We start from the raw sequence: 19678 nt of genomic DNA, 5'->3' as shown, positions 1-19678 counted from the left end.
CACCAATCGATAATGGGGTAATATTACCCTAAACCCGCAATCCGCTTCGAATATTGTTGCAGATTGCGGGTCTTTTTTTTTTAATTGACTAAAATAAATAGAATTTTATGGCGCAGCCGTCCTACTTAGAAATCACCGGAATGCCGCATGACTGATTGCGGTGATACCGCCTGATGGACCGCAAAGGGTTAACGTTTTCAAACAGGCCACTTTTCCAATCTGTATGCGCTATCCCAAAACATCCATTCGAGTCGAGAAGCCATTTCAAAAGCTTGGTACATCTGCTCCCGGGTTGATTCACTGGCGGACGCAGCAAGGTGATCGGTAATTTCAATTGCCTTATGAACGGCCTCGGCAAATTCTTCCCCGGAATAGGTGTCGATCCAATTTTTATAGGGGTTGAGCTTATTCGACTGATGCTCATAAATAAAATCACCCACCTCCTTATAAATCCAAAAACAAGGCAAAACTGCCGCTGCAGCTACTTCTATATTTTCGAAGGCGGCTTGATTTCTGAGAAAATTGGTATAAAGTAAGCAAGTAGGAGAAGGCAGAACCTCTTCAGGCAAACCCAATTCCACGAAATAACTCTCATGCAAGGCTCGCTCTACCACAATGGCGCCAGCGGCAAAATTAGAATAAGCAAGCACCTGATTCAGATCGGACAATCTCCCGCTAATCGTACTGAGTGCTTTCCCAAATTCGCCAAGATAATAAGCGTCCTGAGCCATATAAAATTTAAATTTATCCTTAGGGAGGCTTCCATTCAGCAGCTCTTGGTTAAAGGGCATCTGTATAATTTTCTTATATAAGGGATTGATTCTTTCCCAAGCCTGTTGGCTCCACTTCATATTTTTATCAATTTATTGGGGTGATGAAAATGATTTAAAGGGCCGTTGCCCTGACCGATTTGAACATCCTTACCAGCTTCCAGTGCTCCGAGGATATACTCTCTGGCTGCGGCCACTGCTTTATCCATGACCAAGCCCTGACCTAAATATGCCGCAATAGCAGAACTAAGGGTACAGCCGGTCCCATGGACATTGGAGGTTTGGATTTTTGCATGCTCAAATACGATTTCGGAATCTTTCCCTCCCAGCACGTCAAACACAGATTCTCCCACCAAGTGTCCCCCTTTTACTAATACATAAGAGGAGCCAAAGCCCAGTAAGTCCTTACTGGCAAGAATCATTTCGTCACGAGACTGAATATCTCGTCCCAAGAGCACTGCCGCTTCATCCAGGTTGGGGGTGATCAGGGTGGAGAGTGGGAAAAGACGCTCCTTTAAGACGCTCACGGTTTCCTCCTGGATAAGTCTAGCGCCACTGGTAGCCACCATTACAGGATCAAAAACCAAGGGAACCTGAGGGAAATCACGGAGGTAATTGGCCAGAGCAATGACTACTTCCGGCCTGTTCAGCATACCTATCTTGATCGCTAAAGGGGGGATATCCTCCATGACTGCTTTCAGCTGATCCATAATATGGTCCACTGGAATATCATGAATGCTGCTCACCCCACAGGTATTCTGCGCGGTGGTGGCGGTGATCACTGACATTCCGTAGCAGCCGAGGGCGGAGAATGTTTTTAGGTCTGCCTGAATTCCCGCTCCACCAGCACTATCTGAGCCAGCGATGGTCAAGAGGGGTATATATGATTTATTCTTTATCGTCATACTGCTTTTTCTATTTGATTCCTGAAGTTTTCTGCCGCTTTTGCAGGATCAGGAGCACTACATATTCCAGACACTACTGCGATAGCATCTGCACCAGCATTTATTATAGATTGGGTATTGTCTTCCTTGACATTTCCTATCGCCACCAGCGGGATGGAAGTAGCTGACCGTAATCTTTGAAGCCCTTCCAGGCCCCACTCACTGCGGGTGTCCTGCTTAGTCGGGGTCCTAAACACCGGGCTAACCCCAAAGTACCAGGCTTCTTTGGCGCTTTCATCCTCCAAGTCATCCATGGTCTCCAGTGACAACCCAACAGGAATCCCGGGACCAATAAGCAACTTCGCCTCCTGAATACCTGCATCAGATTGACCAATATGTAAGCCATCAGCCTGAATAGCCTTGGCGACCTGCCAATTGTCATTTACGATCAAAGGAACATTGTATTGGCTGCAGATTGCTTTTGCCCGAAGGGCCTTATCCATAAAATCTGTCAGGGAAAGACTTTTCTCTCTAATCTGGACAAGGTCCACTCCCCCTTTTAGCGCCTGCTCCAAGACCCAGAAGAAGTCCCTTCCTAGGCAGGCGGCTTCATCCGTCACCAGATAAAGTCTAAAAGGAAAATCTCGCTTATTCATCCAACAGGCTAATTTGGGCCCTTTTGAGGATCATTTCCTTGTCTATGGAAAACAGAGCGTCATAAATCTCCACCTGCATGGACCCAGGCCCTTTAGCTTTGATGGAGGCTATTTCGCCAGCGAGACCCATGATGGTCATACCGGAGACTGTAGCTTGAAAAAAGTCTTTTTCGATCGCGGCGAAGGCGGCCACCACTGCGGTGGCACTACATCCCATTCCTGTAATTTTCCCCATCAAGGAGTGTCCATTATGAATGGCACACACTCGCTTTCCTTCGATGATATAATCTGTTTCTCCAGATATACAGACCACTGCCCCTGTCTCCTCCGAAAGCTGCTTACCATAAGCCAGGGCTTCATCGGATCCATGACGGCTATCAACACCCTTAGATTGGATATTCACTTTGGCCATGGCCATGATTTCTGAGGCATTTCCGCGGATGATCGTAGGCCGAAAAGCCAGCAGTCGGGTGATGGTCTCATTTCTATAGGCTGTGGCTCCCGCTCCTACAGGATCGAGTACCCAGGGCGTATTGGTCGCACTGGCTTCTTTGGCGGCTAGCATCATGCTGTCCACCCAAAATTCATCCAAAGTGCCGATATTGATTACCAAGCTACCCACAATATTGACCATATCGGCAACTTCCTGCTTGGCATGAGCCATTATGGGAGATGCACCAAGGGCCAGCAAGGCGTTGGCGGTGTTATTCATCACTACATAGTTGGTGATGTTTTGTACCAAGGGAGATTGCTCCCGCAAGGTGATAAGATTGTTGATGATTGACTCCTTCATAGCGATTAGGTTAAAAAACTTTAGGAGTCTTGCAAGCCAGGTAAATATAGACCTGAGAATAATCAACACTTTTTCCTTCGCTGGTATTACCCATTTCAGGTTCGAAGGGTATGCTCTCAGTCCCTGTAAGGACACCCCTAAAGCTTATATATTTGGTGAAGTTAAAATATTAATATGGTCCTTCAAAACTAAACAGGGACAATTCTATCCCTGGAGGTTCTTCATTACTTTTGCGGTAATTTCATATGATTTTAAGCGTTCCTGATGCTCATAAATATTGGTGCTGATCATCAGCTCATCCACCTCGGTCATTTCAAGAAAGCGACGCAGGTCATCACTGATGGTCTTCTCAGTTCCCACAAAACTACAAGCCATCATCTGCTGAATGGCTGCCGCTTCTTCTCTGGACCATATGCTGTCCATGGAATCCACTGGTTCACGAAGTGGATAGGACTTCCTACGAATGATACCTAAGGCCATTTGGTAAAATGAGGTCGCCAGTTTATCTGCTTTCTCCTCCGACTCTGCTGCCACCACATTGATACAGCTGATTATATAGGGCTCCTTCAAATAGACCGAAGGCCGGAAATTTGCTCTGTAATAGCGAATGGCATCCAGAAACTGGGCGGGGGCAAAATGACTCGCAAAAGCATAAGGCAATCCTTTTCTGGCTGCCAACTGGGCGCTGCTCATACTGCTCCCCAGCAGATAGATGGGCACATCCAGGCCCTCCCCAGGGATCGCGCGAACCTTGCCATCGATGTTTTCATTTGAGAAATAATGCTGAAGCTCCTCTAGATCTCGTGGGAACTCCTCAACAGTCTCTAATCGATCCCGCCTCAAAGCCCTCGCTGTGGTCTGGTCAGTTCCCGGAGCTCTTCCCAGCCCTAGATCAATCCGCTCAGGATATAGCGAGGCTAAGGTGCCAAATTGCTCTGCGACCATGAGAGGGGCATGGTTGGGCAGCATGATTCCTCCAGAGCCAACGCGGATGCTCTTCGTTCCCCCTGCGATATGCCCGATCAATACAGCCGTAGCGGAACTGCCTACATTGACCATATTATGGTGCTCCGCCAACCAGAAACGCTTATAACCCCAGTCCTCCGTATGGCGAGCGAGGTCTAGGCTCCGGTCAAACGCATCAGCAGCATCGTGGTGCTCTTTTATGATGGCTAAATCCAAAACGGAAAAACTAACCTTATTCGATGTCAACATTTCTTAATTTCAATTTTTTTAGACTTGAATTAAGAACCGTTTAGGATTGAAATTCGTTCGCAAAAAACAGTTTATGCACTCCAACACAGCGAAAGAGAGACCCAATCAATTTACATTTTTTCAACAAAACTCCTTGTAAATCTCTCTGAATATCCCCCTATCCTCCGGTGATATACCCCTCGCCTATGTCCATACGCCGGCTCGCTTTACTCACACTTTGGTAAAGACATTGGATACTTCCTTTTAACTATTTTATAATCACATACTGCATTGTGGAGTCTCGAATTACTTTTGAAAAATGTCCCAAAAATTTCAATTCTATAATCTATAAAAATATAATCCTCCAAGGAAAAGATCACAACTAGGACATTTTCTGGCGAAGCCTTTCTTGTAAGGAAAATAATTCTTCAATGGTGCGTGTACACCACTCCCATGAATTTTCAATTGGAGCAAAAAGTATTATATCACAGATTCTTAAACCATTGTGAGTCATTCCTTCGAGTCTTTCCTTAAAAAAAAACACAAGTCCAAAGGATCAGAAAAATCATTACTAATCTATATATAGGAATTTAAAGAAATGCACCTATTCTCCCTTTTCATAAATCCGGCTGACATAAAGCCCCACCGCTCCAACAAAAAGCATAGCCGCAAATAGCGCAAAAGCAGGTTACCGAACTTGAAATAATAAATAATATTGGAAGAAGGAATCAGGTGTGTCCTCGTGGTCTTCTGATCACCCAAACAGGTCAGAACTAAGATAACGATCACCACGGTCACAGGTAATGCAGACAATAAGGCCTGAATCCAAGGACTCTGCAAGCTTTATGGCAGCAAAAAGGGCTCCCCCGCTGCTCATACCTGCAAGAATACCCTCTTCTTTTGCCATTCTCCGTGTCATTTCGGTTGCCTCTTCCTGGCTCACATCCATGATATGATCGACACGGCTGGCATCATATATTTTAGGGAGGAATTCGGGTGACCAGCGACGAATCCCTGGAATACTCGATCCATCTGTAGGTTGAGTACCCACTATCTGTATTGCGGGATTTTGTTCTTTAAGGTATTTGGACACGCCCATGATAGTGCCTGTAGTTCCCATTGCTGACACAAAATGTGTGATTTTACCTTCGGTATCGCGCAGTATTTCTGGTCCCGTACTTTCGTAATGAGCCATATAATTATCAGGATTTCCGAATTGATTCAGGATATAATAGCCTTCATTTTCAGCCATTTCTTCAGCTAAAGTCCGTGAATATTCGATGGTTTTCTCAGCGGGAGTTAGGATGACCTTGGCTCCATAGGCTTCCATGGAAACAACCCTCTCTTTGGTGGAGTTGTCTGGCATGATGAGGGTCATCTTTACCTGGAGAAGATTAGCGATCATGGCTAGGGCAATCCCTGTATTTCCACTCGTGGCTTCCACCAGCTTGTCACCCGGCTTGATATCTCCACGATCCATCGCTTTTTTGATCATACTATAGGCGGCGCGATCTTTTACACTACCACCGGGATTTTGCCCTTCCAGTTTACAATAGATCTTAACGTTTGATTTAGTAGGGATATTTTGCAGTTCCACAAGGGGAGTATTGCCAATTAATTCGGCTAATTTCATGAAGCTCCGTGTTTAAATACGTAGATGTCATTGGTCTCACCGCTGGCATCATACATTCTCGTCTGATAATAAATTTTACTTTTTGCGGGAATACTTTTGGTAAGCCATACGTTTCCGCCTACTATACTCTCCGCGCCTATGACTGTATTACCTCCTAGGATTGTAGCTCCGGCATAGATCACTACCCCATCCTCAATGGTGGGGTGACGCTTGAGATCTGCGTCTTCTTTATTGACACTTAGAGCTCCTAGAGTAACTCCCTGATATATTTTCACATGATTTCCAATGACCGTGGTCTCACCGATTACGATACCTGTGCCATGATCGATGCAGAAGTTACTACCTATTTTGGCTCCCGGGTGAATCTCAATTCCAGTTTTGCTATGGGCAAATTCGGTGATCATTCGGGGAATGAGGGCTACGCCCAATTTATGCAGTTGATGAGCTAGGCGATAAGCAGCGATGGCATAGAAACCCGGATAACTTCGGATGACCTCAGTTCTGGATTTGGCAGCCGGATCACCAGCATACATCGCATCGATATCCTCATGAATGGCATCAAATACGGTGGACAATTGCTCAAAAAATTGAGCTGCCACTGATCTACTATCGCAATCTATAAGTTTACGATTTCTCCCCAGAATCCCCTCCAACTCGGCTTGATAAAAATGCAAGCGATCTTCTATTTCTCCACCGTCCTTCAATACCTTGACGGCATATTCGGGAAAGAGCACTCCTAATACTCCCTCAAAAAACTCCTGAACGATTCTAGGTGAGGGGCAATCCGGGCACTGCTGATGGGACTGGTGTATTTTATCGATAAAGGATAAATTGTATTTCATAAGTAAAAAGACTATAATACAAAACCCGCTCGGATCACATATGGTTCAGTATAAATAGCATTTGTATTGACATAAAGAACATTGTACAGAAAGGTGAAATTCATCCCACCACGGCGGCCGAAAGGCACAAAATACCCACCACCAAGAAATAAGCCTGGAACCCACTCCCTTTCGGAGACTAGGATACCCGCATCATTTCTCCTATATGCTTCTACATTCAGGCTTTCATATTCGGCATGGGCAAAAATATTGGGGGAGATATTATATCTATTAAATAACCTTCCACCATACACATTCGAGGAGGTGCCATAATCTTTATATTCCAAATATTGGTAAGTAATGCCAGCACCTGCAGAATAGCGCTCAGTGATCATCACGCCGACCAATGGAGACACTTCGATATAAGTCAAATAACCGAACTGTAAGCCCAGGTTACCTCCAAAATAAAGTCTATCGCTAAAGGGCACCTTTTGCTCTTCATCCTCATAGTATTCGATTTGGGAATAGCTTTTTGTTACGGATAATACGAGGAATAGACCAGCCAATAAGGCCAGTTGAGTCAATTTATTCTTGAACGATAACATAGAGGTCTTCAGTTTTTTTCTTCATTAAATATCTTTCACGGGCAAACTTCTCCAAAAGTTCATAATTACTGAGTAATTCCTCTCGCTCTGCCTTGATTTTTTCTTTACGTTCTATGTAAAACTCCTTTTGATCCTCCAAACCATTTAGTTTGGAACGGAGTTTAAATTGGCTAATGATGTCATTATTGTCAATAAATACCATCCATACAACAAAAAGTACCGTGAAGATAAAGTAGAAGTTCTTAGTATATTTTAAGTATTTGGCCATTGATATTATCTTTTGCTCCAAGCAAATATAGGGAATAGTGGGGATAATTTTTAAATCTGTTATACAATAAGGGTTTATGGATTCGGTACTTAGAAGGCTTGAAGCTTAGGGCAAACCTTTATTTTAGGCGGCAATCAAATTTCGGATCGTCATAAACACTCATACCATCCACCATTGGTCTGTGCCAGCAGGTCCGTAAGGAACTTAAACCATCCTGGTGTTTAGCATGCACGGCAAAAAAAAACATCTGCCGAGACAGATGTTTTTAAATTTATAGAAGGGATGATTTCCTTATTTCTTTTGAGGGAAATAAGCATTATCACCTAACATTTCTTCAATTCTAAGTAACTGATTGTACTTGGCCATTCTGTCTGAACGGGAAGCAGAACCAGTTTTGATTTGGCCTGTATTACAAGCAACTGCCAAGTCAGCGATGGTAGAATCTTCAGTTTCTCCTGATCTGTGAGACATTACAGCGGTAAAACCAGCTTTGTGAGCTAGGTCGATAGCGTCCAATGTTTCGGTCAAAGTACCAATTTGGTTTACTTTGATAAGGATAGAGTTAGCTGATTTCTCTTCGATACCTCTTTGAAGGAATTTTACATTCGTCACAAAAAGATCATCACCTACGAGCTGAACTCTGTCACCAATTTTGGCAGTAAGCATTGCCCAACCTTCCCAGTCTTCCTCTGCACAACCATCTTCGATAGAGTCGATAGGATACTTTTCAGAAAGCTCAGCCAAATAAGCTACTTGCTCTTCTCTGCTTCTAGCCACGCCAGTTTCGCCTTCAAATTTCTTATAGTTATACTTACCATCTTCGAAGAACTCAGAAGCGGCACAGTCAAGAGCGATGGTCACATCATCCCCTGGAGTATAGCCGGCCTTCTTGATCGCTTCAAGGATAGAGTTCAAAGCTTCTTCCGTACCACCAGAAAAGTTAGGAGCGAATCCTCCTTCATCTCCTACAGCAGTGCTAAGGTTTTGGTCATGAAGGATTTTTTTAAGGTTATGGAAGATTTCAGCACCCATTCTCATGGCTTCAGAGAAGCTAGGAGCACCTACAGGGCGGATCATAAATTCCTGAAAAGCAATAGGAGCATCAGAGTGAGATCCACCGTTGATGATATTCATCATTGGTACAGGGAGGGTTTTGGCATTTACGCCGCCTACATATCTGAACAATGGTAAGCCTACTTCTTCAGCAGCTGCTTTAGCCACGGCAAGGGACACACCAAGGATGGCATTAGCACCAAGCTTAGATTTGGTATCAGTACCGTCAAGTTTGATCATCATCTCATCGATCCCCTTTTGGTCAAAGATAGACTGTCCGATCAATTCAGGCTGAATAATTTCATTCACATTTTTCACAGCTTGCAATACACCTTTACCGAGGTATTTGCTCTTATCGCCATCACGAAGCTCAACGGCCTCATTGATACCTGTGGATGCACCGCTAGGAACGGCCGCGCGACCAAAAGCTCCTGTTTCAGTCACCACATCAACTTCCACGGTAGGGTTACCTCTGGAGTCTAAAATTTGTCTGGCATGAATTGCTGTAATTAAAGTCATAATACTAAAAGGTTTATAGGTTGTTCTATATTAAAATATCGAAATATAAATTAAAAAAGCGAGGCGGAAGTACCGCCAGGCTTTATTATTTTTTGATCATTGCTACAAAATCGTCAAAGAGATACCTAGAGTCATGAGGCCCTGGGGAAGACTCTGGGTGATACTGTACGGAGAATGCTGGACGGTCTTTCAGCTTGATGCCTGCGACAGTATTATCATTCAAGTGTACATGAGTAATTTCGACCTGAGGGTTGTTTTCAGCATCTTCACGCACCACATTAAATCCATGATTTTGGGAGGTGATTTCGCTCATACCTGTTATCAGGTTTTTGATAGGGTGGTTTAGTCCACGGTGTCCATGGTGCATTTTATAGGTTTTGATACCTACTGCTTCTGCGAGCAATTGATGTCCAAGGCAGATACCGAAGACTGGCTTATTAAGTTCGAGAACTTCTTTCACCGTGTCGACAGCATAGTCCATTACGGCAGGATCACCTGGTCCGTTGGAGAGGAAATAAGCGTCGGGCTGCCAAGCTTCCATTTCGCTCACCGCTGTTTTGGCGGGAAATACTTTACAGTACACGCCACGGCTGGCTAAGTTACGAAGGATGTTTTTCTTAATCCCATAATCGATACAAGCCACCTTGATAGAGGCGGTTTCCTCACCGATAAAGTAGGGCTCTTTGGTACATACCTGAGAAGAAAGCTCCAATCCTTCCATAGAAGGGACTTTTTCAAGTTCTTTTTGAAGTTCTTCGATTGTATCATATTCAGAGCTAATGATGGCATTCATCGCACCTTTGGACCTGATATGGCGAACGATCTTACGGGTATCGACATCAGCGATACCAGTGATTCCGTGTTGCTCTAGGTAATCCTGAAGCGACTGGGTCGCATCCAAACGGCTATAGATATCAGAGAAACTATTAACGACTAGCCCGCCAATGGTGGGGTTATCGGATTCGGTTTCACTATCTATCACACCATAATTACCGATATGGGAGGTAGTGGTTACGATTATTTGGCCGGTATAGGAAGGGTCTGTATAGATTTCCTGATAGCCGGTCATACCTGTATTAAAACAGATTTCGCCACCATTAGTACCATGTTTACCAATCAGGGTGCCGTGGAATACGGTACCATCTTCAAGAAGGAGTGTTGCTTTATGTTTGTCCATTTATCGAAATTGAATGTCCAAATTTAAGGATTTTATCACTAAGTGACAGGATAATTTTAAAAAGGATAATAAAAAAGGGATTGAACCTAAGTCCAACCCCTTTTTTGAATATTTATAAACGGCAATACATTTATTATTCAGACTTAGTTTCTTTGTCCGAATCAGCATTACCATCAGCCGCATTGTCATCAGAGGCTTTTGCTTCTGGTGCTTCTGCTTTAGCCTCAGGGGCTTTAGTTTCAGTAGTAGCATCGGCAGCGCCAGCGCTACGACGGCTTCTTCTGGTTTTCTTCTTCTCAGGCTGAGCATCTTTCAGCATCAGTTCATTGAAGTCCACTAGCTCGATGATACACATTTCGGCATTATCACCGATTCTATAACCGGTTTTAATGATTCGGGTGTAACCACCTGGTCTATTGGAAACTTTTTCCACTACCTCACCGAAAAGAGCTTTGATCGCTTCTTTATCTTGAAGGTAAGAGAAGGCAATACGTCTGTTGTGCGTAGTATCTTCTTTGGCTCTAGTAACTAGAGGCTCTACATATTTTCTTAATTCCTTGGCCTTAGCAAGCGTTGTGGAAATTCGCTTGTGAAGAATCAGAGAGGCCGCCATATTAGAAAGCATTGCTTTCCTGTGAGAGGCCGTTCTGCCAAGGTGATTAAATTTCTTACCGTGTCTCATCTTTTATTATTCTTCGTCAAGTTTATACTTAGATATGTCCATGCCGAACTGCAATCCTTTTTCTTGGATTAACTGCTCCAATTCAGCCAGAGATTTCTTACCGAAGTTTCTGAATTTCATCATATCAGAAATCTCCAGTTTTGCAAGGTCTCCCAGAGTCTTCACATCTGCGGCTTTGAGGCAGTTGAATGCCCTAACTGACAGATCAAGATCACTAAGCGGAGTTTTAAGCAACTTACGCATGTGAAGGAATTCCTCGTCGATAGGCTCTGGGGAATCTCCACCTGGGGTGTCGATGACCATCGTCTGATCGGAGAACAGCATAAAATGCTGAATTAGGATTTTGGCAGATTCCTGAAGCGCTTTTTCAGGGTGGATAGAACCGTCAGTAGAAACTTCAAGGACTAACTTTTCAAAGTCAGTTTTTTGTTCTACCCTAGTATTTTCCACGCTATACTTTACGTTTTTGATAGGCGTAAAGATGGCATCAATAGGAATAACTCCGAACACCTGCTCTTTTGGCTTAGATTCTTCAGCAGGAAGGTATCCTCTACCTTTTTCTACTGTAATTTCGATTTCGAAGCTTTTAGAGTCATCCAAGTGACAGATTACCAAATCGGGGTTCAAAACCTCAAATGAAGAGGTAAACTTAGCGATATCTCCAGCAGTAAAAACATCTTGGTTTTTAACTTCCACGGTAATTTTACCATCTATGGAGTCATGGATTTTCTTAAGCCTCACCTGCTTGAGGTTAAGGATGATGTCAGTAACGTCTTCCACAACCCCTTCGATGGTAGAAAATTCATGAACTACACCAGGTAATTTCACCGAGGTGATGGCGTAGCCCTCTAAGGAAGAGAGCAAGATTCTTCTCAGCGCATTACCAATTGTAACCCCGTAACCTTTTTCGAGAGGCTTAAAAGTGAACAAACCGTGAAAATCATCGGCTTTTTCCATCACCACTTTTTCGGGCATTTGAAATGCAAGTATGGACATATCAATAGTTCTTTTAAGTCAGAAAGTTTAGTTATTACTTAGAGTAGAGTTCAACGATAAGTTGTTCTTTGATATTCTCAGGGATGTCTTCTCTTACTGGAATACTAACGAACTTACCGGATAAGGATGTATTATCCCACTCTATCCATGAATATCGATTAGAAGGTTGACCTGCCAAGCTGGAAGATATTGCTTCCAAAGACTTAGATCTTTCTCTTACTGATACGATATCCCCTGGCTTAAGGGAGTAAGAAGGTATATTTACCAACTCACCATTTACCAGGATATGCTTATGAGAAACCAACTGTCTGGCGCCTCTTCGGGTAGGGGAGATACCCATTCTATACACTGTATTGTCTAGACGAGCTTCCAACAATTGGAGAAGGTTTTCACCTGTAATTCCTTGTTTTCTGGAAGCAATGTTAAACATTTTAGCAAACTGTCTCTCCAGTACGCCGTAGATGTATTTAGCTTTTTGCTTTTCAGCAAGCTGAATAGCATATTCAGACTGCTTCTTTCTTCTACCTCTACCGTGTTGGCCTGGAGGATAGTTTTTCTTTTGAAGCGCCTTGCTTTGTCCCTCGATAGGCTCTCCGAATTTCCTGGAAATTTTCGCTTTTGGACCTCTATATCTTGCCATTCTATTTCTTCGTTAAATTATACTCTTCTACGTTTTGGAGGACGACATCCGTTGTGCGGAAGTGGAGTCACATCAATAATCGTAGTCACATCAAGACCTACATTTTGCAATGTTCTGATAGCTGATTCTCTACCAGCACCTGGACCTTTTACAAACACCTCGATTTTTCTCAAACCTAGGTCATAAGCTACCTGTCCGCAATTTTGAGCGGCCATCTGTGCAGCATATGGAGTGTTTTTCTTAGAACCCCTGAATCCCATTTTACCGGCAGAAGCCCAAGAAATCACTTGACCTGCATTATTGGTAATGGAAATAATGATATTATTAAAGGAAGCTTTAATATGCACTTGGCCTACTGCTTCTACTTTAACAACTCTCTTTTTCCCTTTAGCTTTATCGTTTCTTCTCTGAGCCATAATCTAAATCAAGATTTATTTAGTTGCTTTCTTTTTGTTAGCAACAGTCTTTCTCTTACCTTTTCTAGTTCTAGCGTTGTTCTTAGTCTTCTGACCTCTTACTGGAAGCCCTTTTCTGTGACGAAGACCGCGATAACATCCAATATCCATCAAACGTTTGATGTTCAACTGAACCTCAGACTTAAGGACACCCTCAGTCTTAAATTCTTCTGCGATGATATTTCTGATAGCAGTGGACTCATCATCAGTCCATTCTCCTGCTTTCTTATCATATGATATCCCTGCCTTAGTAAGGATAGCTCTAGCTGAGCTTCTGCCTATACCAAAAATATAGGTTAAGCCTATCTCCCCGCGCTTATTGTCGGGAATGTCAACACCTGCAATTCTTGCCATAATTTTAACCTTGTCTTTGTTTAAACTTAGGATTCTTTTTGTTGATTACGTAAAGTTTTCCTTTTCTTCTGATCACTTTACAGTCAACACTTCTCTTTTTAATAGATGCCTTTACTTTCATGACATTTTATTTATACCGATATACAATTCTTCCTTTAGAAAGATCATAGGGAGACATTTCAAGTTTTACCTTATCTCCTGGCAGGATCTTTATATAGTTCATTCGCATTTTACCGGAAATATGTGCGATCAGCTGATGCCCATTCTCCAGTTCCACTTTAAACATTGCGTTTGACAACGCTTCTATGATAGTGCCATCTTGCTCTATAGATGCTTGTTTAGCCATATTTAGAATTTAAAGTTTTCTTCTATGTATTGATGTGTTGTAAGTATTTCTGTTCGATCCTCAAATACCGCAATGGTATGCTCATAATGGGCCGAGGGCTTCCGATCAGCAGTCCTGATCGTCCATCCGTCTCGCTCTTGAACGATGTTTCGCGTTCCCAGATTGACCATCGGCTCTATTGCGATGACCATTCCTTCCTTGAGCTGAGGCCCACTTCCTTTTTTTCCGTAATTAGGAACTTCCGGTGACTCGTGAAGGCTTCTGCCTACTCCGTGTCCTACAAGCTCACGTACTACAGTATAACCTTTTGATTCAACGAACTTCTGTATCGCATTACCGACATCGCCAATCCGATTACCGAACACAGCTTTTTCAATACCGAGATACAATGATTCTTTCGTGTCTTTGAGTAATGACAATATTTTTGGAGAAACTTCACCGACAGGGTAAGTATAAGCGCAATCGCTATGAAAACCTTGGTGAAAGACTCCACAATCTACTGAGATTATATCGCCATCTTTCAAAACATATCCACTTGGAAATCCGTGAACTACTACTTCGTTCACAGAAATACAAAGTGAAGAGGGAAAACCATTGTATCCTTTAAAAGAAGGTACTCCTCCGTGATCCCTAATATACTCTTCTGCAATCTTATCTAATTCAGAGGTCTTTACCCCTTCCTTTACAAGCTTGGCCACTTCACCGTGAGCCTTACCTAATATTTCAGCACTATCTTTTATCAACTGGACTTCTTCCGAAGTCTTGTAGTGTATCATATATTATGCTACTGCGTAGTTAGAAGGATTATTCTTCATATTGCCACTCTTCATCATTCCTTCATAATGTCTCATCAACAGGTAGCTTTCTATCTGACGCAAAGTATCCATAATCACCCCTACCATAATCAATAGAGAGGTACCTCCATAAAACTGTGCAAACTGATTACTTACTCCAGCAATCATCGCAAAGGCAGGCATAATGGCTACCAGAGCGAGCAACACAGATCCAGGAAGTGTAATTCTGGAAATGATATTGTCAATAAAATCGGCAGTTGGGGCTCCTGGCTTGACGCCTGGCACAAAACCACCGTTTCTTTTCATATCGTCTGCAATCTGCTCCGGATTTACGGTAATAGCAGTGTAGAAGAAAGTGAACAATATAATCATAATGGCAAACACCAGATTATACTGCCAGGAGGTCGGGTTACTGAAAGTACTACCAATATAGTTGGCAATATCACTTTCTGAAGCCCAGATTTGAGCGATCAAAGCAGGTACAAACATCAGAGATTGTGCAAAGATAATCGGCATTACACCGGATGCATTCACTTTGATAGGGATATACTGACGCTGACCGCCATAGACTTTACCTCCTACTACTTGCTTAGCATACTGAACGGGGATCCTACGAGTGGCCTCAGTAAGGGCTACAACACCCACAACAACGAAGAACAACACGAAGAATTCGATGATCAATAGCAGAGCTCCTGAGGTACCTTTGGTAACTACTTCACCAAGGAGTGCTCCAGGAAGATTAGAAATGATACCGATCATAATCAGCATGGAGATACCGTTTCCGATTCCTTTCTCTGTAATCTTCTCACCTAGCCACATGCAGAACATGGTACCGGCGACAAGTAATACGAGAGAGCTGAACATAAACAGCGTCTTGCTTACCATGATGGCCTCATTAGGAATAGTAGCAGAAATATACCCAATTCCCTGCGCCAGCGTAATAAGAATGGTCAACACTCTAGTGATCTGGTTGATCCTTTTACGGCCAGATTCACCTTCCTTCTGGAGCTTTTGGAAATAAGGAACTCCAACAGTTAATAGTTGCAACACAATGGATGCGGAAATATATGGCATGATACCTAATCCGAAGATAGAGGCATTGCTAAATGCGCCACCTAAGAAAGTGTCGATCAAGCCAAAGATCCCTTCTGATGAGCCAGAGAGTTGATCAGGGTCTACTCCTGGCAAAACGATATAAGAACCCAATCTGAATACAACCAGAAAACCGATTGTATTCAGGATACGGATTCTTAGATCTTCAATAGAAAAGATGTTCTTAACTGTTGAGATAAATTTTTTCATTCTTAAATCTTGTTAGCAGTCCCGCCTTGTTTCTCGATGGATTCAATGGCAGAAGCTGAGAAATAATGAGCGCTTACGTTTAATTTGATCGTAAGTTCGCCTCTTCCTAGGACTTTTACAACATCTTTTTTCGAAACTAAACCGTTATCGATGAGCACATCCACGTTAATGGTGTCAGTATCAAGCTTTTCGGCCAAAGACTGGAGCACATCTAAATTTAAAGGTTTAAATTCAATTCTGTTGTGGTTCTTAAAACCGAACTTAGGAACACGTCTTTGTAGGGGCATCTGGCCACCTTCAAACCCAAGCTTACGGCTATATCCAGATCTGGATTGCGCTCCTTTGTGTCCTCTAGTGGAAGTTCCACCTCTACCGGATCCTTGTCCTCTACCGATTCTTTTACGGTTTTTTACGGATCCTTCTGCGGGTTGTAATGTATGTAATTTCATAATTAGGCTTCCTCTACTTTTACAAGGTGACTAACTTTACTAATCATTCCGGCGATCTGCGGGGTATTTTCTACTTCCACAGACTTGTTGATTTTACCAAGACCAAGAGCGACGATAGTTGCTTTTTGGTCTTTCGGTCTACTGATGATACTCCTGATTTGAGTTACTTTTACCTTTGCCATTTTCTTACCCGTTAAATACTTTATCCAATTTAACTCCACGCTGTTGAGAAACAGCGATAGCGTCTCTTAGTCGAGACAAGGCATCAATGGTAGCTTTCACCACATTGTGAGGGTTAGAAGACCCTTTGGATTTCGCCAAAACGTCTGTTACTCCAGCACTCTCCAATACGGCACGCATAGCACCACCGGCTATTACACCAGTACCAGGCGCAGCAGGCTTGATAAGTACCAAACCACCACCAAATTTACCAATAGCTTCATGAGGGATAGTACCTTTAAGTACCGGCACTTCCACCAAGCTTTTCTTAGCATCTTCAATACCTTTGGTAATAGCGTCAGTGACCTCGTTAGCTTTTCCTAAGCCATAACCCACAATGCCATTACCATCACCTACTACTACGATAGCTGAGAAAGAGAATCTTCTACCACCTTTCACTACTTTAGCTACTCGGTTGATAGCAACTACTTTTTCTTTTAGCTCTGTATCTGTTGCCCGGATGGGTTTTCTTTTTGATTGCGACATAATTGATTAAAATTTAAGGCCACCTTCTCTCGCACCTTCCGCGAGAGCTTTAACGTTACCATGATACAAGTAGCCTGATCTATCAAAAACTACTTCTGAAAAACCGCCTGCTACTGCACGTTCTGCTAATTTTTTACCTACCTCTTTAGAGACAGATACATTTGCATTGTTGGCAGCACCCAGCTCTTTTGAAGATGCTGATGCAAGCGTGTGACCTTTAAGGTCATCAATCAGCTGAGCGTATATACCCGTATTACTTTTGAATACGGACAAACGAGGTCTGGCAGCAGTACCGGAGATCTTCTTCCGGATGCTTCTCCTGATCCTGATTCTTCTTGAATTCTTATTAAAAGCCATCTTTCAATTATTTTTTAGCGGCAGTTTTACCAGCCTTACGTCTAACTATCTCACCAACAAAGCGGATACCTTTACCTTTGTAAGGTTCAACTTTACGTAGAGACTTGATTTTAGCGGCTAATTGCCCGATCAATTCTTTATCGATACCTTCTAGGGTTACCAAAGGGTTTTTACCTTTTGGAGTCTCAGCGGTCACTTTAATCTCTTCAGGAAGGGCAAAGAAAATGCTGTGGGAATATCCTAGGGATAATTCCAACACTTGTCCCTGGTTAGCAGCCTTATAGCCTACACCCACAAGTTCAAGTTCTTTCTTATATCCTTCAACTACGCCAACAACCATGTTGTTGATCAAAGAACGATACAGGCCATGAAGGGACTTATGTCTCTTCGATTCAGTAGGACGGGTCACAACGACCTGATTGTCCTCCACTGAAATGGCTATGTCGGGATTCACATCCTGAGTAAGTGTACCTTTGGGACCTTTAACAGTAACAACATTATCTGTTGCCACGTCTACAGTAACACCCGCTGGTAGATTTATTGGTTTTTTACCTATTCTTGACATAACGGTATGATTAATATACGTAACAAAGCACTTCCCCGCCTACACCTTCTGTACGGGCCTCCTTATCTGTCATCACCCCTTTGGAGGTGGAGATAATGGCTATACCTAGACCGTTGATCACTCTAGGTAGCTCATCTTTAGGAGCATATTTTCTTAAACCTGGCTTACTTACCCGTGAAAGACTCACGATAGCGTTTTGCTTAGTCACGGGATTATATTTCAACGCTATTTTGATGGTACCCTGAGGACCATTTTCTTCAAATTTATAGTTTTGAATATATCCTTTATCGTGAAGCACTTTCGTAAGTTCCTTCTTGATATTAGAAGCAGGTATTTCAACGATTCGGTGAGTTGCTTTGATAGCATTTCTCAACCTGGTCAAATAATCAGCTATTGGATCAGTCATATTAATATAAGTCTAACTGCACGCTCTTTCGGGCGGGCAAAGTTACACATTGATTCTTAGAATAAAAACTTTTATCTGATATTTACCAGCTCGCTTTGGTTACACCTGGAATCTTACCTGCAGAGGCCATTTCTCTAAACGTAACCCTGTTGATACCAAACTTCCTCATATAACCCTTAGGACGGCCGGTAAGCTTACATCTGTTGTGCAGCCTTACTGGAGAAGCATTCTTAGGCAGTTTGTCCAGTGCTTCGTAGTCACCAGCTGCTTTAAGTTCTGCTCTTTTCTTGGCGTATTTTGCTACCAGACGCTCTCTTTTTCTCTCACGAGCTTTGATCGACTCTCTTGCCATGATTATTCTTCTTTATTTTTGTTAACAAAAGGCATCCCGAAAGCTTTGAGTAAAGCATAGCTTTCTTCGTCAGTGTCAGCAGTGGTTACGAAAGTAATGTCCATACCTGAGATACGGTTTACTTTTTCAATGCTGATTTCAGGGAAAATAATTTGCTCAGTAACACCGAGTGTATAGTTTCCTCTTCCATCAAAACCTTTGTCACTGATTCCTTTAAAGTCTCTTACACGTGGCAGAGCCACAGAGATAAGACGATCAAGGAATTCATACATTTTACTACCTCTAAGGGTCACCTTGGCACCGATCGGCATTTCTTCTCTCAACTTAAAGTTGGAGATAGAATTTTTAGCTTTAGTAGCTACCGCTCTTTGGCCAGTAATCAGGGAAAGTTCTTCAACTCCCTGATCTACTAATTTCTTATCTGCAACAGCAGCACCGATACCTTTGTTAAGCACTATTTTGCTCAACTTAGGAACTTGCATTACTGATTTATATTGGAATTTCTCCTTAAGTGCAGGAGCGATTTCCTTAACGTATTTTTCTTTAACTCTAGGATTAGCCATTGATTACCTCCCCGGTTTTCTTAGAATATCTTACTAATTTACCATTTTCACCTGCCTTACGACCTGTTCTGGTGGCGTCACCAGTTTTAGGATCTACAAGCATCAGGTTACTGATGTGAATGGCAGCTTCTTTCTTTTCAATTCCACCTTGAGGATTGGCAGCAGTTGGTTTCACATGTTTGGTTACCATGTTCAAACCTTCTACGATAGCTCTTCTTTTCTCTAAGTTGATAGAAAGAACTTTACCAGACTTACCTTTATCATCGCCAGCGATCACTTTTACGGTGTCTCCGGATTTGATGTGCAATTTTGGTTGCTTATTCTTTTTTCTTTCCATGA

General features: G+C 42.8%; 29 protein-coding genes and 1 riboswitch. All 29 genes read right to left on the bottom strand.

Annotation, left to right across the window (positions count from 1 at the left end):
- Positions 1-197: 197 nt before the first annotated feature.
- The 29 genes from tenA to rplX all read right to left on the bottom strand — a co-directional run bounded on the left by tenA (position 198) and on the right by rplX (position 19676).
- Positions 198-851 carry a thiaminase II gene (tenA, locus tag B050_RS0119560; RefSeq protein WP_018475654.1) on the bottom strand — a complete coding sequence of 218 codons (654 nt, stop codon included), beginning with the start codon at positions 849-851 and terminating at the stop codon, positions 198-200.
- Complete coding sequence (thiD, locus tag B050_RS0119555; protein ID WP_018475653.1) at positions 848-1675, bottom strand: bifunctional hydroxymethylpyrimidine kinase/phosphomethylpyrimidine kinase; 828 nt, start codon at positions 1673-1675, stop codon at positions 848-850. Before thiD ends, tenA begins: the two co-directional genes overlap by 4 nt.
- The gene (gene thiE / locus B050_RS0119550) at positions 1672-2310 is read right to left on the bottom strand and encodes a thiamine phosphate synthase (RefSeq protein ID WP_018475652.1); all 639 of its coding nucleotides are present in this window, start codon (positions 2308-2310) and stop codon (positions 1672-1674) included. The genes thiD and thiE overlap by 4 nt, the downstream gene beginning before the upstream one ends.
- Positions 2303-3103 carry a hydroxyethylthiazole kinase gene (thiM, locus tag B050_RS0119545; protein WP_018475651.1) on the bottom strand — a complete coding sequence of 267 codons (801 nt, stop codon included), beginning with the start codon at positions 3101-3103 and terminating at the stop codon, positions 2303-2305. Before thiM ends, thiE begins: the two co-directional genes overlap by 8 nt.
- A gap of 55 nt (positions 3104-3158) precedes the next feature.
- Positions 3159-3252: riboswitch (TPP riboswitch) on the bottom strand.
- A gap of 55 nt (positions 3253-3307) precedes the next feature.
- Positions 3308-4318, bottom strand: a complete 1011-nt coding sequence (locus B050_RS0119540) for an LLM class flavin-dependent oxidoreductase (protein WP_026236033.1) — start codon at positions 4316-4318, stop codon at positions 3308-3310.
- A gap of 733 nt (positions 4319-5051) precedes the next feature.
- A complete protein-coding gene (gene cysM, locus B050_RS0119535) occupies positions 5052-5930 on the bottom strand; it encodes a cysteine synthase CysM (RefSeq protein ID WP_018475649.1) in 879 nt (292 codons plus the stop codon).
- Complete coding sequence (gene epsC, locus B050_RS0119530) at positions 5927-6772, bottom strand: serine O-acetyltransferase EpsC (RefSeq protein ID WP_018475648.1); 846 nt, start codon at positions 6770-6772, stop codon at positions 5927-5929. Before epsC ends, cysM begins: the two co-directional genes overlap by 4 nt.
- 11 nt (positions 6773-6783) lie before the next feature.
- Positions 6784-7356, bottom strand: a complete 573-nt coding sequence (locus B050_RS0119525; RefSeq protein WP_018475647.1) for a hypothetical protein — start codon at positions 7354-7356, stop codon at positions 6784-6786.
- Positions 7337-7624, bottom strand: a complete 288-nt coding sequence (locus B050_RS0119520; protein ID WP_018475646.1) for an FtsB family cell division protein — start codon at positions 7622-7624, stop codon at positions 7337-7339. Before B050_RS0119520 ends, B050_RS0119525 begins: the two co-directional genes overlap by 20 nt.
- 291 nt (positions 7625-7915) lie before the next feature.
- Entirely contained in the window at positions 7916-9196 is a 1281-nt protein-coding gene (gene eno, locus B050_RS0119515) for a phosphopyruvate hydratase (RefSeq protein ID WP_018475645.1), read from the bottom strand.
- An 85-nt stretch (positions 9197-9281) separates the two neighbouring features.
- Entirely contained in the window at positions 9282-10373 is a 1092-nt protein-coding gene (gene carA, locus B050_RS0119510) for a glutamine-hydrolyzing carbamoyl-phosphate synthase small subunit (RefSeq protein ID WP_018475644.1), read from the bottom strand.
- 133 nt (positions 10374-10506) lie between these two features.
- Positions 10507-11055 carry a 50S ribosomal protein L17 gene (gene rplQ, locus B050_RS0119505; protein ID WP_018475643.1) on the bottom strand — a complete coding sequence of 183 codons (549 nt, stop codon included), beginning with the start codon at positions 11053-11055 and terminating at the stop codon, positions 10507-10509.
- Between the two features lie 6 nt (positions 11056-11061).
- Positions 11062-12051, bottom strand: a complete 990-nt coding sequence (locus B050_RS0119500) for a DNA-directed RNA polymerase subunit alpha (protein WP_018475642.1) — start codon at positions 12049-12051, stop codon at positions 11062-11064.
- 34 nt (positions 12052-12085) lie between these two features.
- A complete protein-coding gene (rpsD, locus tag B050_RS0119495) occupies positions 12086-12691 on the bottom strand; it encodes a 30S ribosomal protein S4 (protein WP_018475641.1) in 606 nt (201 codons plus the stop codon).
- Positions 12692-12708: 17 nt separating this feature from the next.
- Positions 12709-13107 carry a 30S ribosomal protein S11 gene (gene rpsK / locus B050_RS0119490; protein WP_018475640.1) on the bottom strand — a complete coding sequence of 133 codons (399 nt, stop codon included), beginning with the start codon at positions 13105-13107 and terminating at the stop codon, positions 12709-12711.
- A gap of 15 nt (positions 13108-13122) precedes the next feature.
- A complete protein-coding gene (rpsM, locus tag B050_RS0119485; RefSeq protein ID WP_018475639.1) occupies positions 13123-13500 on the bottom strand; it encodes a 30S ribosomal protein S13 in 378 nt (125 codons plus the stop codon).
- Positions 13501-13504: 4 nt separating this feature from the next.
- A complete protein-coding gene (rpmJ, locus tag B050_RS23315) occupies positions 13505-13621 on the bottom strand; it encodes a 50S ribosomal protein L36 (RefSeq protein ID WP_009034194.1) in 117 nt (38 codons plus the stop codon).
- Positions 13622-13627: 6 nt separating this feature from the next.
- Complete coding sequence (gene infA / locus B050_RS0119480) at positions 13628-13846, bottom strand: translation initiation factor IF-1 (RefSeq protein WP_015264095.1); 219 nt, start codon at positions 13844-13846, stop codon at positions 13628-13630.
- Between the two features lie 2 nt (positions 13847-13848).
- On the bottom strand, positions 13849-14622 hold the full coding sequence (gene map / locus B050_RS0119475; RefSeq protein ID WP_018475638.1) for a type I methionyl aminopeptidase: 774 nt from the start codon (positions 14620-14622) through the stop codon (positions 13849-13851).
- Between the two features lie 3 nt (positions 14623-14625).
- Positions 14626-15942 (bottom strand): preprotein translocase subunit SecY, encoded by a 1317-nt coding sequence (gene secY / locus B050_RS0119470; protein ID WP_018475637.1) that lies wholly within the window; start codon positions 15940-15942, stop codon positions 14626-14628.
- Between the two features lie 2 nt (positions 15943-15944).
- On the bottom strand, positions 15945-16391 hold the full coding sequence (rplO, locus tag B050_RS0119465) for a 50S ribosomal protein L15 (RefSeq protein WP_018475636.1): 447 nt from the start codon (positions 16389-16391) through the stop codon (positions 15945-15947).
- Between the two features lie 2 nt (positions 16392-16393).
- The gene (gene rpmD, locus B050_RS0119460; protein WP_018475635.1) at positions 16394-16573 is read right to left on the bottom strand and encodes a 50S ribosomal protein L30; all 180 of its coding nucleotides are present in this window, start codon (positions 16571-16573) and stop codon (positions 16394-16396) included.
- Between the two features lie 4 nt (positions 16574-16577).
- Positions 16578-17096, bottom strand: a complete 519-nt coding sequence (gene rpsE, locus B050_RS0119455) for a 30S ribosomal protein S5 (RefSeq protein WP_018475634.1) — start codon at positions 17094-17096, stop codon at positions 16578-16580.
- A 6-nt stretch (positions 17097-17102) separates the two neighbouring features.
- Positions 17103-17453, bottom strand: a complete 351-nt coding sequence (gene rplR / locus B050_RS0119450; protein ID WP_018475633.1) for a 50S ribosomal protein L18 — start codon at positions 17451-17453, stop codon at positions 17103-17105.
- A gap of 7 nt (positions 17454-17460) precedes the next feature.
- Positions 17461-18018 carry a 50S ribosomal protein L6 gene (gene rplF / locus B050_RS0119445; protein WP_018475632.1) on the bottom strand — a complete coding sequence of 186 codons (558 nt, stop codon included), beginning with the start codon at positions 18016-18018 and terminating at the stop codon, positions 17461-17463.
- Between the two features lie 10 nt (positions 18019-18028).
- Positions 18029-18424: a 30S ribosomal protein S8 gene (gene rpsH, locus B050_RS0119440; RefSeq protein ID WP_026236032.1), complete on the bottom strand. Its 396-nt coding sequence runs from the start codon at positions 18422-18424 to the stop codon at positions 18029-18031.
- An 82-nt stretch (positions 18425-18506) separates the two neighbouring features.
- Positions 18507-18776 carry a 30S ribosomal protein S14 gene (rpsN, locus tag B050_RS0119435; RefSeq protein WP_018475630.1) on the bottom strand — a complete coding sequence of 90 codons (270 nt, stop codon included), beginning with the start codon at positions 18774-18776 and terminating at the stop codon, positions 18507-18509.
- Between the two features lie 2 nt (positions 18777-18778).
- Positions 18779-19339 carry a 50S ribosomal protein L5 gene (gene rplE / locus B050_RS0119430; protein WP_018475629.1) on the bottom strand — a complete coding sequence of 187 codons (561 nt, stop codon included), beginning with the start codon at positions 19337-19339 and terminating at the stop codon, positions 18779-18781.
- Positions 19332-19676, bottom strand: coding sequence for a 50S ribosomal protein L24 (gene rplX, locus B050_RS0119425; RefSeq protein WP_018475628.1), 345 nt, complete (start codon positions 19674-19676; stop codon positions 19332-19334). The genes rplE and rplX overlap by 8 nt, the downstream gene beginning before the upstream one ends.
- Positions 19677-19678 lie beyond the last annotated feature (2 nt).

The sequence above is a fragment of the Echinicola pacifica DSM 19836 genome (assembly GCF_000373245.1).
In the GTDB taxonomy this organism is placed as follows: domain Bacteria; phylum Bacteroidota; class Bacteroidia; order Cytophagales; family Cyclobacteriaceae; genus Echinicola; species Echinicola pacifica.
The sequence above is the reverse complement of the archived record's forward strand: the minus strand, read 5'-3'. Positions and strand labels throughout refer to the sequence as shown.